We start from the raw sequence: 13,790 nt of genomic DNA, 5'->3' as shown, positions 1-13,790 counted from the left end.
GGGCCGATCAGGCCGCGATGACTTGCAGCGCGACCCGGTTGGGAACCGGCGGGGTCATGGTGAAGCAGGCTCCCCTGCGATCGCCCCAATTCGCCGCCGTAACGGTGCCGCCCTTCGCCTCGACGAAGCCCCGGGCGATGGCGAGCGCGCCCATATGGGCTAGGGTGTTGAGCAGGCGGCGCCGTTCCGGGGTATGACGCGCTTTCGGCACTCCCTGACGGTCAGGATCGCCTTCCGCATCACCGTTCCCATCCTGCAGAGCGGGGAAGACGCGGCGAAGCCGCTCTTCCCTGCGTCAGGGCGATCCGTGAGGCTGCTCGGCGGTGAGACTCAGCCCGACCGAGGCTGCCCTGATGGCCCAAGCCGTAAGTCTATCACTTCGCAGCGAGGCGCGCGGCCATTCGTCTTGTCAGCGCGCCGCACATTGGATTAGTTCCAATCTGTCATGGCAGAGTCTGAACTGTCCCCGGCTTGGCGCGCCCTTACCCCGGCGCAGCAGATAATGCTGCGCCGATTGGAGCGCGAGGGCGCCCTGCCGTCGCCCGGCCCCTGGGAAATGCGCACCGTGCGCTCCCTTCTCGCGCGGGGGCTGGTCCGGCCCAGACGGTCCGGTGACGGGACGGCGGGTCTCTGGTTCCTGAGCGCGAAGGGCAGCCGTATCCTGCCGCGGAGTATCCACGGGCCGGAGCCCGCCCGCTTCTCGCCCGCGCCGCATCCTTGAGCACGATGCGATCCGCGCCGAACGACGGTCACCGGGTCGGCTGGCGTCGCATCGTCGGCAGGGCGATCGGGGACGACGAACAACCAGACGTTACGGCGTAGCCTCTCCCTTCGCTTGCGCAGGCGGGCGGCCGCGGCGATGGTCGCGGTGAGATCCGGCTCGGAGGAGGCCGGACCGGCACGGGAATCGCCATGGAACGCCTTCTGAGCGCGGCCACGCTGATCGCCTTCGCCTTGTGCGGGAGCGCCGCGCGGGCCGCGGTGACCCGCCTCGAAATCACGGACCGACACCCCTACGGCACGTTCGCGGCGGGAGATTACCTCCGGCTCGACGGAACGGTGCATGGGGAACTTGCGCCCGATGCGGGCGGCATCCCCGACCTCGACAAGGCCGAGCGCACCCCGGACGGCAAGGTCGCCTACGCGGCGCGCATCATCCTGTTCGTCCCGGCCGATCCCGCCGCCGGCAACGGCGCGCTCCTGATCGACGTGCCAAATCGCGGGAACGCCTACGCGAACGCGCTCTACAACAGCCCCCGCACCCTCCCGATGCAATCGGGCAACCTTGAGCCCGGCACCGGCTTCCTGGAGGATCGCGGCTATGCGGTGGCCGAGGTCTATTGGGAACTCGGCCGCGGGGCGGAGCTGCCGGCCTTCACCGATGCGGATGGGAAGCGGCGCTTCGTCGAGGGTGTCGGCTTCGCCATCGTGCGCGACACGGCGGATTTCCTCGCCCACGCGGCGGCCGATGCCGCGGGGACGCGCAACCCGCTCGCCGGGACCATCAACCGGACGCTCGCCACCGGCAAATCCCAGGACGGCCGGTTCCTGAAGACCTTTCTGCTGCACGGCTTCAACGTCGCAGAGGGGCGGCGGGTGTTCGACGGCCTGCACGTCTTCGTGTCGGGCGCCGGCTTGCTGCCGATCCTGCAATCCGGCACCGGGCCTCTTTCGAGCGGCGACAAGACACCCAATTTCGCCGATCCCGAATTCCCGGGCGTGAATGACGGTCCGTTGACGATCGGCGAGATCGTCAAGACGGTCGAGGCGCGCGGGGAAGTGCCGCCCAAGATGATGCTGCTCAATTCGACGGTGGATTACGCCTCGCTGCGTGCGTCGCTCGGCCGGACAGGCGCGCACGGCACCGCGGACCTCCCTCTGCCCGCCAATGTGCGGATGTACGACGTCGCCGGCGCCTCGCACGTTACCGTGGTCAAGACGGAGAGCTGCACGCGCCCGCCCGGTCGGCTCGACTGGGCGCCCGTCGCCCGGGCGACGCTCGAGCGGCTGGACGATTGGGTGGCGCGCAACGCGCCGCCGCCCGCGACGCGGCTGATGCCGCTGCAGCCCGCCCCCGGGGATCCGAACGTCCTGCAGGCGCCGAAAGCGCTTCCGGACGCGATCGTGCAGGTTCCCCAGCGCGACGCGGACGGAAACCCGATCGGCGGCGTGCGGCTGCCCGATATCGCAGTCCCGCTGGGCGTCTACGGCGGCCAGAACGCGCCGCTCGCCAAATTCACCTGCTCGCTGGTCGGGACCTATCAGCCGTTCGCGCGCAGCCGCGACGGGAACGACACCGGCCTTCCGTCACTGGCCGAGCGCTACACCAGCCGGCAGGATTACGAGAACCGCGTCCGCACGGCGGCCCGCGCCGCCCAGGCGGAGGGCTTTCTGCTGCCGGCCGATGTCGCGGTGATCGTCAATGCGGCCGCCGAGACCCCGCTGTTCGGCCACCATGCGGAGACCGCGCCGCCGCGTTGAGCATCGCGCTTCAGCGCGCCGCGCCGCCGGTCGAGCCCGTGACGTCGCCCGGGCCGGACTTGATTGCCCACAGCTCCGTCGGCAGGCTGATCGGCGCGCCGGGCTTGTAATCGGCCGAATCCTGGATGTGCGAGGTCGTCACGTAGATCGTGCCGTCCGGCCCCTCGCTGAACGTGTCGGGCCAGCGCAGCCGCGGATCCTGGACCAGGGTGGTGAGGCTCGATCCCGTCTGCGACAGGTCGCGCACCTTCACGGCGTTGTCCTGCGGCGAGGTCACGTACATCCGCCCGTCCTTGCGGGCGATCAGCAGGCCGTCGGCGGGGCCATTCTCGCCGACGGTCGTGATCTTGCCACTCAGCGTCCGGTCGCTCAGCATCTCGGGCACGAAGGACGAGGTGGCCCAGCCGGTGAGCGCGTCGGTCGGCAGGCTGTAGAGCGTCTTGCCCTTGATCGCCTGCCAATACAGCGTCTTGCCGTCGGGCGAGAGGGCGATGCCGTCCGCCGAGAATTCCACGCCGCGCCCGTCGGGGCGGCGCAGCGGCTTGCCGTCATACTGAACCGTCACGCTCTTGTCCGGCATGGTCGAGGTGTGGCCGGAGAGCACGCGCTTGGCCGAGCCGCTGTCGAGATCCACGACGATCAGCGCGCCCTCGGCGCCGGAATCGGTCAGGTAGGCGGTCTTCCCGTCTGGCGCGATGCGCACATCGTTGATGTAGGAGGCCTGCAGGACAGTGCTGGTGTCGAACGGGATGGTCTTCACCACCGTGTTGGTCTTCAGGTCGATGCCGACGAGCTTGGGTCCGTCCTTGATGACATGCGCCATGGCGGGCGCGGCCGCGTCGACCACCCAGAGCCTGTCCTGCTGATCGGTCACGACGCTCTGGACGCAGACGAAGTGGGTCTTGGGGTCGATGGTGTCGGATTTCGCGTTGCGCCAGCTGTTCCAGTCCTCATTCGGGAAGGGCACGGGCTTGCCGTCCTTCAGCTCGGCGACCGAGACCGGGGCATCCTCGCTCCAGCGGGGGAAATTCACGAAGATGCGCCCGTCCTTGCTCACGGTTATGCCCGTCACCTGATGGTCGAAGCGCGCCACCTGTGTGAGCGTGCCTTGGCCGGAGGATTGCTGCGCCGAGGCGGGCACCGGCAGGAGCGCCGTGCCGGACAGCAGCGCGAGGGCGAGGCCGGGACGAAAACCGACGGGGAACTTCATGGCGCATACTCCCAGTGATTCAGGGGCCAACAGATCAGGGGGAAGCCGGGGTCCCTTGGGTCCCGGCGAGGTCGGCTTCAGCGTGCCGCCGGCTCGTGGATCGGACAGCCGTTGAAGCGTTCGCGGAACGCGGCCGAATGCCGGTAGGCGGCGTTGCGGGCGCGGTTGATGTTGCCCAGCGGCCGGTGCGCAGCGAGGCCGGTCCAGACGCTGAAGCGCATTCCCTCGTCCACCGCCTGAACCCGCGCCGGGTCCCAGCTGTCCTGCGGTCGGACCGTGACGGTCGCCACCCGCTGGAAGGGCGCCTCGGCCTCGTCCCAGGCGACGGTCGGATCCTCGACCGGCTGGCGCTCCAGGTCGCGGCAGAGCTGCACCCGGAACTCCCACACGCCCTCGGTACCGGCCATCTCGGAGCGGACGGTCTCGCGGATCGCATCGGGCCGGCCGGACGCGTCGATTTCGGTGCCGGTGCGGGCGGTCAGCCCGGGCGAGAGCGGCCGGAGCGAGAACTTGGCGATGTAGTCGCCGTAACGGAACGGGGTGACGCTGTAGTAGATCTCGCCGAGGGGATCGACATTCGGCGCCCCCCCGAGGGCGTTGATGGCCGCGCTCTCCACGCCGACGGCCTGAAGCGCCTTGTTGACGCCGCGCAGCACGGTCGAGGCGGCAACCTTCAGCCCTTCGGCCCGGTCGGTGGTGGCCGCGAGCAGCTTCAGGCTGCCCAGGAATTTCCGGGCATTCGGTGCCTGGAAGACCGGGCCATTGACCATGATGAAGTCCTGCGTCGTCCCCTCGGCGTCCGGCAGGCGCTCACCGGGGGCATCGAGCACTTTCAGGGCGAGCCCGCGCGGCAGCGAGATGGCATCGGGCAGGATATCGCCCGCGTTGGTCGATAGCCGCATATAGACCTTGTGCTCGCCGGGCCGGGCGAACAGGCCCTGGGCGAATTCCGGCGGCAGGCCGTCCTCGATGCGCATCACGCCTTCGAGGATGCCGTGGGCCTTGGCATGGACCGACCGGACGGCGTGGCCGGAATCGTCGGCGACGCGCTGCAGGATCGTGTCGAAGGTCTGGCACAGTTCCGTGATGGTCTCGCCCTCGTCGGGCAGGACGTTCTCGACGGTGGGGTTGTAGCGAACGGGTGCTTGCAAGGTTCGTCTCCGCCGTTAAGCGAGGACTGAACTGCGGACCGGACCCGACGTTCCGAATTGTGCGACATTTAATTGCGCGGCATCGACCTCGAGCATTGTCGCTCGACTTCGAACGCGGTTCGACGCGGCGCCGCAGGAGCGACACCGCGTCGATGATGCTGACGCGGCGACGGTGCGGCTACGAGCAGCCGGTCGTGGACCCGCAGGTGTCGCATTTCAGGCAAGTCCCGTTCCGGACAAGCGTGAAGTTCGCGCATTCCGGGCAGGCCTCGCCGACATAGCCCTTCATCTTCGCCTCGGCGCGGCGGTCGGCGACGCTCCGCTCCGCCTTGGCGAAGGGGAGGGTGTCGGCGATCGTGTCGGCCTGACCGGCCGCCGCCGGCTCCGCCTTCAGCGCCGTGCTGCCGCGGATCGCGTGGACCGTGCCGCCGGCCGGGGCCGACTGGCCGGCGCTCGCCGCGCCGACGCCGAGGCTTCCGCCGGCCGGGCCGCCCTGGATCAGGGTGAGCCGGTCGGCCGAGCCGCGCAGCAGGCCGCGGGAGACCACCGAGGAGGCCGGCGCCGGCTTCGGACCCTCGCGGGTCGTGTCGCCGCTCTCGCCGCCGCCGATCACCGTGCCGCCGATCTCGGCGGGGCTGACATGGGCGAGGTCGGCGCGGCCGAGATAGGAGACAGCCAGCTCGCGGAACACGTAGTCGAGGAGCGAGGTCGCGTTCTTGATCGCGTCGTTGCCCTGCACGAAGCCGGCCGGCTCGAACCGCGTGAAGGTGAAGGCCTCCACGTATTCCTCCAGCGGCACGCCGTACTGGAGGCCGAGCGAGATCGCGATGGCGAAATTGTTCATCAGGCTGCGGAAGGTCGCGCCCTCCTTGTGCATGTCGATGAAGATTTCGCCGAGGCGGCCGTCGTCGTACTCGCCGGTGCGCAGGTAGACCTTGTGGCCGCCCACCACCGCCTTCTGGGTGTAGCCCTTCCGGCGGGCCGGCAGCTTCTCGCGGGAGCGGATCCGCTCGACGCGCTCGATCACCCGCTCGACGATCTTCTCCGCGGCCGCGGCGGCCTTGGCGGCGGCCGGGGCCTGGATCAGCGCCTCGATCCCCTCATCAGCCTCGTCGTCCTCGTCCGAGATGAGCGCAGCGTTGAGCGGCTGCGACAGCTTCGAGCCGTCGCGGTAGAGGGCGTTCGCCTTGAGGGCGAGGCGCCAGGACAGCAGGTAGGCCGCCTTGCAATCCTCCACCGTGGCGTCGTTGGGCATGTTGATGGTCTTGGAGATCGCCCCCGAGATGAAGGGCTGCGCCGCCGCCATCATGCGGATGTGGCTCTCGACCGACAGGTAGCGCTTGCCGATCCGGCCGCAGGGGTTGGCGCAGTCGAAGACCGGGTAGTGCTCGACCTTGAGGAAGGGCGCGCCCTCCAGCGTCATCGCCCCGCAGATATGGGTGTTGGCGGCCTCGATCTCCTTCTTGGAGAAGCCGAGGAACGGCAGCAGCTCGAAGCTCGGGTCCGACAGCTTTTCCGCCGGGACCTTCAGGGTCTGGGTGAGGAAGTCGTCGCCGAGCGTCCAGCGGTTGAACACGAACTTGATGTCGAAGGCCGACTTGAGCCCCTTCTCGACCGCGGCGATCTTGTCGTCGGTGAAGCCCTTGGCGCGCAGGGTCGTCGGGTTGATGCCCGGCGCCTGCCCCATCGAGCCATGGCCGACCGCGTAGGCCTCGATCTCGGCGATCTCGGATTCGCGGTAGCCGAGCGCCCGCAGGGCGTCGGGAGCGGCCTGGTTGATGATCTTGAAGTAGCCGCCGCCCGCGAGCTTCTTGAACTTCACCAGGGCGAAGTCGGGCTCGATGCCGGTGGTGTCGCAATCCATCACGAGGCCGATCGTACCGGTCGGCGCGATCACGGTGGCCTGGGCGTTGCGGTAGCCGTGCTCCTCGCCGAGCTTCAGCGCCCGGTCCCAGGCGGCCCGGGCGTGGTCGCCAAGGTCCGCCTGCGGGATGTTGGCGTGGTCGAGGGCGACCGGCGCGACGTTCAGGAACTCGTAACCCTCGGTTTCGCCGTGGGCCGCCCGGCGATGGTTGCGGATGACCCGCAGCATCGCGTCGGCATTCTCCTCGTAGGCCGGGAAGGTGCCGAGTTCCGCGGCCATCTCGGCCGAGGTGGCGTAGGCGATGCCGGTCATGATCGCGGTGAGCGCACCGGCCAGAGCCCGGCCCGCGTCGGAATCGTAAGGTAGGCCCATGGTCATCAGCAGGCCGCCGATATTGGCGTAGCCGAGGCCCAGCGTCCTGTAGCGGTAGGAGAGTTCCGCGATCTCCTTCGACGGGAACTGCGCCATCATCACGGAGATCTCGAGCACCACCGTCCAGAGGCGGTTGAGATGCTCGAACGCCTCCACGTCGAAGCGCTTCGTCGCCCGGTCGTACAGCGTCAGCAGGTTCGCCGAGGCGAGATTGCAGGCGGTGTCATCGAGGAACATGTACTCGGAGCACGGGTTCGAGGCCCGGATCCGCCCGCCCGCCGGGCAGGTGTGCCAGTCGTTCATCGTGGTGTTGAAGTGCAGGCCCGGATCGGCCGAGGCCCAGGCCGCCTCGCCGATCCGCTCCCACAGGTCGCGGGCCTTCAGGGTCTTGGTGACCTTGCCGGTGGTGCGGGCGGTGAGCTGCCAGTCGGCATCCGCCTCGACGGCGCGCAGGAAGTCGTCGGTCAGCGAGACCGAGTTGTTGGAGTTCTGGCCGGCGACCGTGAGGTACGCCTCCGAATCCCAGTCGGTGTCGTAGACGGGGAAGTCGATCTTGGTGAAACCCTGGCGGGCGAACTGGACCACGCGCTTGATGTAGGCGTCCGGCACCGAGGCGCGGCGGGCGGCCTTGATCTCACGCTTGAGGGCGGGGTTGCGCTCCGGATCGAAGCAGGCATCCCCTTCCGCCTCGCACTGCGTGCAGGCCTTCATCACCAGGTTCAGGTGCTTGGAGACGACCTTCGAGCCGGTCACCAGGGCGGCGACCTTCTGCTCCTCTTTCACCTTCCAGTCGATGAAGGCCTCGATATCCGGATGGTCGATGTCGACGATCACCATCTTGGCGGCGCGGCGCGTGGTGCCGCCCGACTTGATCGCACCGGCCGCCCGGTCGCCGATCTTGAGGAAGCTCATCAGGCCCGACGACTTGCCGCCGCCGCCGAGCTTCTCGTTCTCGGCGCGCAGCTGCGAGAAGTTGGAGCCGGTGCCCGAGCCGTACTTGAACAGGCGCGCCTCGCGCACCCACAGGTCCATGATGCCGCCCTCGTTGACGAGATCGTCCTGGACCGACTGGATGAAGCAGTTGTGCACGGCCAAGCCGTTCACGACGTAGGACTCGTCCTCCGCCACCTGGAAGTTGAACACGGAGCCCGAGAAAGGCACGGACGCCACGCGCAGAACCCGGTGCGCGATTACATCGCCGTACCGATTGGAGCGACGCAGGCGGGCGACATCGGACCGGATCGGGACGCCTGTCAGAACCGCGAGATCCGGTGCGCCGTCCGACATGACGGAGACGCGATAGTGCGGCCGGGAACCGCCCGGGACGATGCGGCCTCCGGACAGGATCGGGTCGGCGCCGATGCTCCGCAGCAGGCGCACGACGCCGTGCGCGAGGATGCGGTTGGTGAAGTCGAAGTGCAGGTAATGATCGTTGCCCGAGCGCCCTGAACATCCGTCGGAGCGCCAGAGGCCGACCAGAAGCTCAAGCCTGTGCGCCCGCGGCAGCGTGTAGGCGAAAGCCGGGATGAACTTCCCGTGGCTGTAGCGACCGCAATGCGCCTCGAACCAACGCGCCAGTGCGGTCCGGCCGTACCGAAGCACGACAGTCTGCTGGCTTTCCGTCAGCTCCTGTCGCGCCTCCAGGCCGAAGAATTCCTTCATCAGGGCCTGTACGTCGGCGACATACTCGGTCTCGGATTTGTTGAACACGAAGTGGACGCCGCAGAGGGCACCCGAGCGCGTGTCCTGGATCAGACTGCCGTCGCCGATCCAATGTCCGACGAGGCGCCCGAAGGCCGGGTCGTCGGCCAGGACGTGGCGCTTGAGACTCAACGTCCCCACGCCGTCCGGTCCCGTCGACAGGATCGCGTCGTCCTCCAACCGGACCGAGGAAAACTTGGAAGCGGGCGGCAGGTAGGCGCCGAGATCGAATGACGGAATTCGGCTCTCGGGCTCCTCAGGGAAGGAGGCGACGACGGCGTCGCGGCTGGTCAAGTCTCCGGCAGCAACCCAGTCGGGCTTGAGCGCGCCTCGACCCGCCCGCCGGCTACGGACGGCGCCGGCCGCGTCACGAATGGCCAGGATCGGGTGATTGGACGTGCAGACGATCGGATCGCCCGCATGGCCCCGCAGATCGATCCGTACGAGATCCTCGCCGACCGTGCGTTCCATCGTACCGGTGACGGTGCGGACGCGGCCGCGATGCGTGACCACGCGGTCGCCGACGACGATGGTCTCGATCGGCTTGAAGCCGTCCTCGGTTGTTACCAGCGCCCCGGCCGGGAAGCACGCATGCGGCTGCGGGTGCTCGTAGGCCGAGGCCGACTTGGTCAGCACGCCGGTCTGCGGGTCGCAGTAATAGTGGCCCTGGCTCGGGCCATCGATGCCGTAGGCCCAGTGCAGGCCGGTGTTGAACCATTGCGGCGAGTTCGGCGCCACCATCTGGCGGGCGAGCATGAAGCGCAGCTCGTCCATGAAGGCCGAGGCGTCTTCCTCCGACGAGAAGTAGCCGCCCTTCCAGCCCCAGTAGGTCCAGCAGCCCGCGAGCCGGTCGAACACCTGCGTGGCGGAGGATTCCGAGACGAAGCGCTCATCCTCGGGAAGCTCGGCGAGCGCCGCCTCGTCCGGCACCGAGCGCCACAGGAAGGACGGGACCGCGTTCTCCTCGACCTTGCGCAGCCGCGCCGGCACGCCCGCCTTGCGGAAGTACTTCTGCGCGAGCACGTCGCTCGCCACCTGGCTCCAGCTCTCGGGCACGTCGATGCCGTCGAGACGGAACACCACCGACCCGTCCGGGTTGCGGATCTCGCTCAGCGCCTTCCGGAACGGGATGCCCGCATAGGGCGATTGTCCGGCCGTGGTGTAGCGACGCTCGAACCGCATGAAACACACCTCTCCCGTCGGGACGCACGTGTCCCGGCTCCGCGCGGCGCGGAGTCTCTGCCCGATTGTGGGATGCGGATCCGACCACGCCCAGATGTTGAGCGCGCCCCGGGTCCGCTTATGAATTCGTGAACCGGTCGCCCCTGCCCAATGCGCCACTCCGGGGCGCGACCGATGCCGGGACGATAACGCCGCCTCTGCTCTCTCGTCAACAAGTGGTGTGTGCCGACTCGGTTCCCCGCTAGATCTTGTGCCGGCTCGCATAATCCTGTGGATATTCCGGCGGCCCGGGATAAGTGCCCTTCCGGCTTTCCGGATTCGGATCGGGATTATTTTCGATTCACAGCCCTCGGTTGGGCGGATCGGTCCCGACAAGTTGTGGTGTGACGAACCGCGCAACACACGTTGCCCGCCGGCGACACAGGGCTCCCGTGACTGGACTCGCGCGCGCTCGGTCACCATAAGAACGCCGAACGGCGCCCGCGCGGCGCGATACGATTCTGGGACCGACGATGGCGCTGAAGGATACTCTGCTGCGCGTCTTCACGTGGTGGAACGGTCAGACCGTTTCCCTCGCGCTCCAGACCGCACGAAGCGGCATCTTCGTCGGCGAGGACGAGTACGGGAACAAGTATTACAAGGCGGAAGGTGCGCTGATCGATCGCTCGGTCGGATCCGAGCGCCGCTGGGTGGTCTATAACGGCTATGCCGACGCCTCGAAGGTGCCCCCCGGCTGGCGCGGCTGGCTGTGCCACAACGTCGACGTCGCCCCGAGCGAGGAGAACTATCAGCCCCGCGCGTGGCAGAAGCCGTATATCGAGAACCAGACCGGTACGCCCAACGCCTACCGGCCGCAGGGCTCGCAGCTCTCCTGGGGCCAGCGGCCGGCGGCGACCGGCGACTACGTCTCCTGGACGCCGGGCGAGTAACACCAGCTGCAGGGCGGCTCAGACGCCCTTTTGCCGCCACCGTTCCGGTGTTCATGGCGGGCCAACGACATGCCCGCCGCGCATCCATCGGCGCGGCCGGCTTCCCTCGCCTAGGGGTCCGCGCCTTGAGCCGCATCACCGTCCTCGCACGTCGTGCGCTCGCCCCGAGCCTCGTGCTCGCCCTGTGGGCCTGCCCGGCCGCCGCCGACAAGATCAAGAACCCGACCGCCGTGTTCTCCGGGCTCGACAAGATCACCGGCCGGATCGTGTCGTTCGAGGTGGCGGTGGACGAGACCGTTCAGTTCGGCGCCCTGCAGCTCACCCCTCGGGTCTGCTATACCCGGCCGCCGACCGAGAGCCCCAAGACCACGGCCTTCCTCGAAGTCGACGAGGTCACCCTCGACAACAAGTATCGGCGGATCTTCACCGGCTGGATGTTCGCGTCGAGCCCCGGCCTGCACGCGATCGAGCATCCGATCTACGACGTGTGGCTGGTCGACTGCAAAGGCGGCGCCGACGTGATCGCCGAGGCCAAGGAGCAGGAGGACGTCCCCGCGGTCGCGGCCAAGCCCGAGAAGACCAAGCGCGCGGGCAAGGACTCGACCAAGACCGCCCAGCAGATCAACGCCGCCGGTCAGGTCGATGTCGAGGCGCCGCGCGGCGTGCCGGTCCAGCCCCGCCAGAAGCCCTCGCGCAAATTCTTCCCGTCGAACGAGGGTCCGGCGCCGGCGCCCCCGCCCCAGCAGCAGCCGCAGAACCTGTTCGACGCGCTGTTCCGCTGAGCGGACGCTACGCGTCGCCGCCGAGCGCCTCCAGCACCCGCGCGCCCGTGACCGAGCCGTCCCCGGGCCAGACATTCCAGTCTGCGACCTGATCGAGGGCCTCGGCGAGGCGGCGCTTGTAGACGTGCCGCGGCAATTCCTCCGCGCCGAACTGCGTCAGGTGGTCGGTCACGAACTGCGTGTCGGCGAGCCGGTAGCGCCCCGCGCGCAGGCGGCCCATCAGGTGGACGAGGGCGACCTTCGAGGCGTCGCGCACCTCGTGAAACATGCTCTCGCCGAAGAAGGCCGCACCGAGCGAGACGCCGTACAGGCCGCCGACCAGCCGCCCGGTGGTGCCCGCATAGACCTCGACCGTGTGGACATGGCCCAGGTCGAACAGGGCCCCGTAGAGTTCGCGGATGCGGCCGTTGATCCAGGTCCGCTCGCTATCGCGGCGGGGGGCCGCGCATCCCTCGATCACCCCGTCGAAATCGGTATCGCACCGCACCGTGAACTGGTCGGACCGGACCGTCCGGGCGAGGCGCTTGGGCACGCGAAAATGGTCGAGGGGCAGGACGCCGCGCGCCTTGGGCTCGACCCAGTAGAGAGTCGGGTCGTGCGCGTCCTCGGCCATCGGGAAGATGCCCGCCGCATAGGCCTTCAGCAGGATCTCGGGGGTGATGTCCACGCGGTGGCTGTCGTGCATGGCCTGAGTGTCGCGCGCGGGCGGCGCGAAGACCAGGGGCGCGGCGTGCCGGTGTCGCCGCAGCTCCGGTTCAGGCCTTCATGCCCCCGTCTTCGAGGAAATGCTCCAGCCAGTGGATGTCGTAAAGGCCGTTCTGCACGTCCGGGTTGCGGACCAGGGTTCGGAACAGGGGCAGCGTGGTGTCGATGCCGTCGATGACGAATTCGTCGAGTGCCCTCCGCAGGCGCATCAGGCACTCGTTGCGGGTACGGCCATGCACGATCAGCTTGCCGATCAGCGAGTCGTAGTTCGGCGGGATCCGGTAGCCCTGGAAGGCTGCGGAATCGACCCGGACGCCGAGCCCGCCGGGCGTGTGATAGTGGGTGATCTCGCCCGGGGAGGGGCGGAAGGTCTCGGGGTGCTCGGCGTTGATCCGGCACTCGATGGCGTGGCCCTCGACCTTGATGTCGGACTGACTGACGGACAATGGACCGCCCGAGGCGACCTGGATCTGCTCGATCACGAGGTCGATCCCGGTGATCATCTCGGTCACCGGATGCTCGACCTGGATGCGGGTGTTCATCTCGATGAAATAGAACCGCCCGTCCTCATACAGGAACTCGACGGTGCCGGCGCCGAGATAACCCAACTCCTTCATGGCGTTGGCGCAGATGCCGCCGATCTCGGCACGCATCGATTCGTTGAGCGCCGGCGAGCCGCCTTCCTCCCAGACCTTCTGGTGGCGGCGCTGCAGCGAGCAGTCGCGCTCGGCGAGGTGGACGGCGCCGCCGCGGCCGTCGCCCAGGACTTGCACCTCGATGTGCCGGGGCTTCTCAAGATATTTTTCGAGGTAGACCGCGTCGTCGCCGAAGGCGGCCTTGGCCTCGGACTTGGCCATGCCGATCGCCTGCTCCAGCTCGGCCTCGGTGCGCGCCACCTTCATGCCGCGCCCGCCGCCGCCCGCCGCGGCCTTGACCAGGACGGGATAGCCGATCTCGGCGGCGATCCGCTTGGCGGCGTCGGCATCCTCGACGCCCCCCTCGGAGCCCGGCACGCAGGGAATGCCGAGCTTCAGCGCCGTGCGCTTGGCCTCGATCTTGTCGCCCATCGTGCGGATATGCTGCGCCTTCGGGCCGATGAAGCCGATCTGGTGGTGGGCCAGCACCTCGGCGAAGCGGGCATTCTCCGACAGGAAGCCGTAGCCGGGATGGACCGCATCCGCCCCGGTGATCTCGCAGGCCGCGATGATCGACGGGATGTTGAGGTAGCTGTCACGCGCCGCCGGCGGCCCGATGCAGACGCTCTCGTCGGCCAGCCGCACATGCATGGCGTCGGCATCGGCGGTCGAGTGGACCGCCACGGTGGCGATCCCGAGCTCCTTCGCCGCCCGCAGGATGCGCAGGGCGATCTCGCCGCGATTCGCGATCAGGATCTTGTCGAACATCGGACCCGTT

The 13,790-nt window shown here is 68.5% G+C and carries 9 protein-coding genes; 3 read left to right on the top strand and 6 right to left on the bottom strand.

What is annotated here, in order from left to right:
* Window positions 1–7: 7 nt before the first annotated feature.
* Window positions 8–211, bottom strand: coding sequence for a hypothetical protein (locus FVE89_RS19355; protein ID WP_160535795.1), 204 nt, complete (start codon window positions 209–211; stop codon window positions 8–10).
* 701 nt (window positions 212–912) lie between these two features.
* On the opposite strand from FVE89_RS19355, the gene FVE89_RS19350 reads away from it, so the two are divergent.
* On the top strand, window positions 913–2,481 hold the full coding sequence (locus FVE89_RS19350) for an alpha/beta hydrolase domain-containing protein (protein WP_160535793.1): 1,569 nt from the start codon (window positions 913–915) through the stop codon (window positions 2,479–2,481).
* Between the two features lie 10 nt (window positions 2,482–2,491).
* Here FVE89_RS19350 and FVE89_RS19345 read toward each other — a convergent pair whose 3' ends face one another.
* The 3 genes from FVE89_RS19345 to FVE89_RS19335 all read right to left on the bottom strand — a co-directional run bounded on the left by FVE89_RS19345 (window position 2,492) and on the right by FVE89_RS19335 (window position 9,961).
* Window positions 2,492–3,691: an L-dopachrome tautomerase-related protein gene (locus FVE89_RS19345; protein ID WP_160535791.1), complete on the bottom strand. Its 1,200-nt coding sequence runs from the start codon at window positions 3,689–3,691 to the stop codon at window positions 2,492–2,494.
* Window positions 3,692–3,768: 77 nt separating this feature from the next.
* Complete coding sequence (locus FVE89_RS19340) at window positions 3,769–4,842, bottom strand: catalase family protein (protein ID WP_160535788.1); 1,074 nt, start codon at window positions 4,840–4,842, stop codon at window positions 3,769–3,771.
* A gap of 178 nt (window positions 4,843–5,020) precedes the next feature.
* Window positions 5,021–9,961: a vitamin B12-dependent ribonucleotide reductase gene (locus FVE89_RS19335; protein ID WP_160535786.1), complete on the bottom strand. Its 4,941-nt coding sequence runs from the start codon at window positions 9,959–9,961 to the stop codon at window positions 5,021–5,023.
* Between the two features lie 512 nt (window positions 9,962–10,473).
* Here FVE89_RS19335 and FVE89_RS19330 point away from each other — a divergent pair.
* Both FVE89_RS19330 and FVE89_RS19325 read left to right on the top strand, forming a co-directional pair.
* The gene (locus FVE89_RS19330) at window positions 10,474–10,890 is read left to right on the top strand and encodes an NADH:ubiquinone oxidoreductase subunit NDUFA12 (RefSeq protein WP_202130917.1); all 417 of its coding nucleotides are present in this window, start codon (window positions 10,474–10,476) and stop codon (window positions 10,888–10,890) included.
* Window positions 10,891–11,015: 125 nt separating this feature from the next.
* Window positions 11,016–11,672, top strand: coding sequence for a DUF2155 domain-containing protein (locus FVE89_RS19325; RefSeq protein ID WP_160535784.1), 657 nt, complete (start codon window positions 11,016–11,018; stop codon window positions 11,670–11,672).
* A gap of 7 nt (window positions 11,673–11,679) precedes the next feature.
* On the opposite strand, the gene aat is transcribed toward FVE89_RS19325, so the two are convergent.
* Both aat and accC read right to left on the bottom strand, forming a co-directional pair.
* A complete protein-coding gene (aat, locus tag FVE89_RS19320) occupies window positions 11,680–12,357 on the bottom strand; it encodes a leucyl/phenylalanyl-tRNA--protein transferase (RefSeq protein WP_160535782.1) in 678 nt (225 codons plus the stop codon).
* 70 nt (window positions 12,358–12,427) lie between these two features.
* The gene (gene accC / locus FVE89_RS19315) at window positions 12,428–13,780 is read right to left on the bottom strand and encodes an acetyl-CoA carboxylase biotin carboxylase subunit (RefSeq protein WP_160535772.1); all 1,353 of its coding nucleotides are present in this window, start codon (window positions 13,778–13,780) and stop codon (window positions 12,428–12,430) included.
* Between the last annotated feature and the right edge of the window lie 10 nt (window positions 13,781–13,790).

Origin of the sequence: Methylobacterium sp. 2A, from assembly GCF_009806555.1 — a bacterium.
Lineage (GTDB): Bacteria > Pseudomonadota > Alphaproteobacteria > Rhizobiales > Beijerinckiaceae > Methylobacterium.
This window is presented reverse-complemented; position numbering and strand designations above follow the sequence as displayed.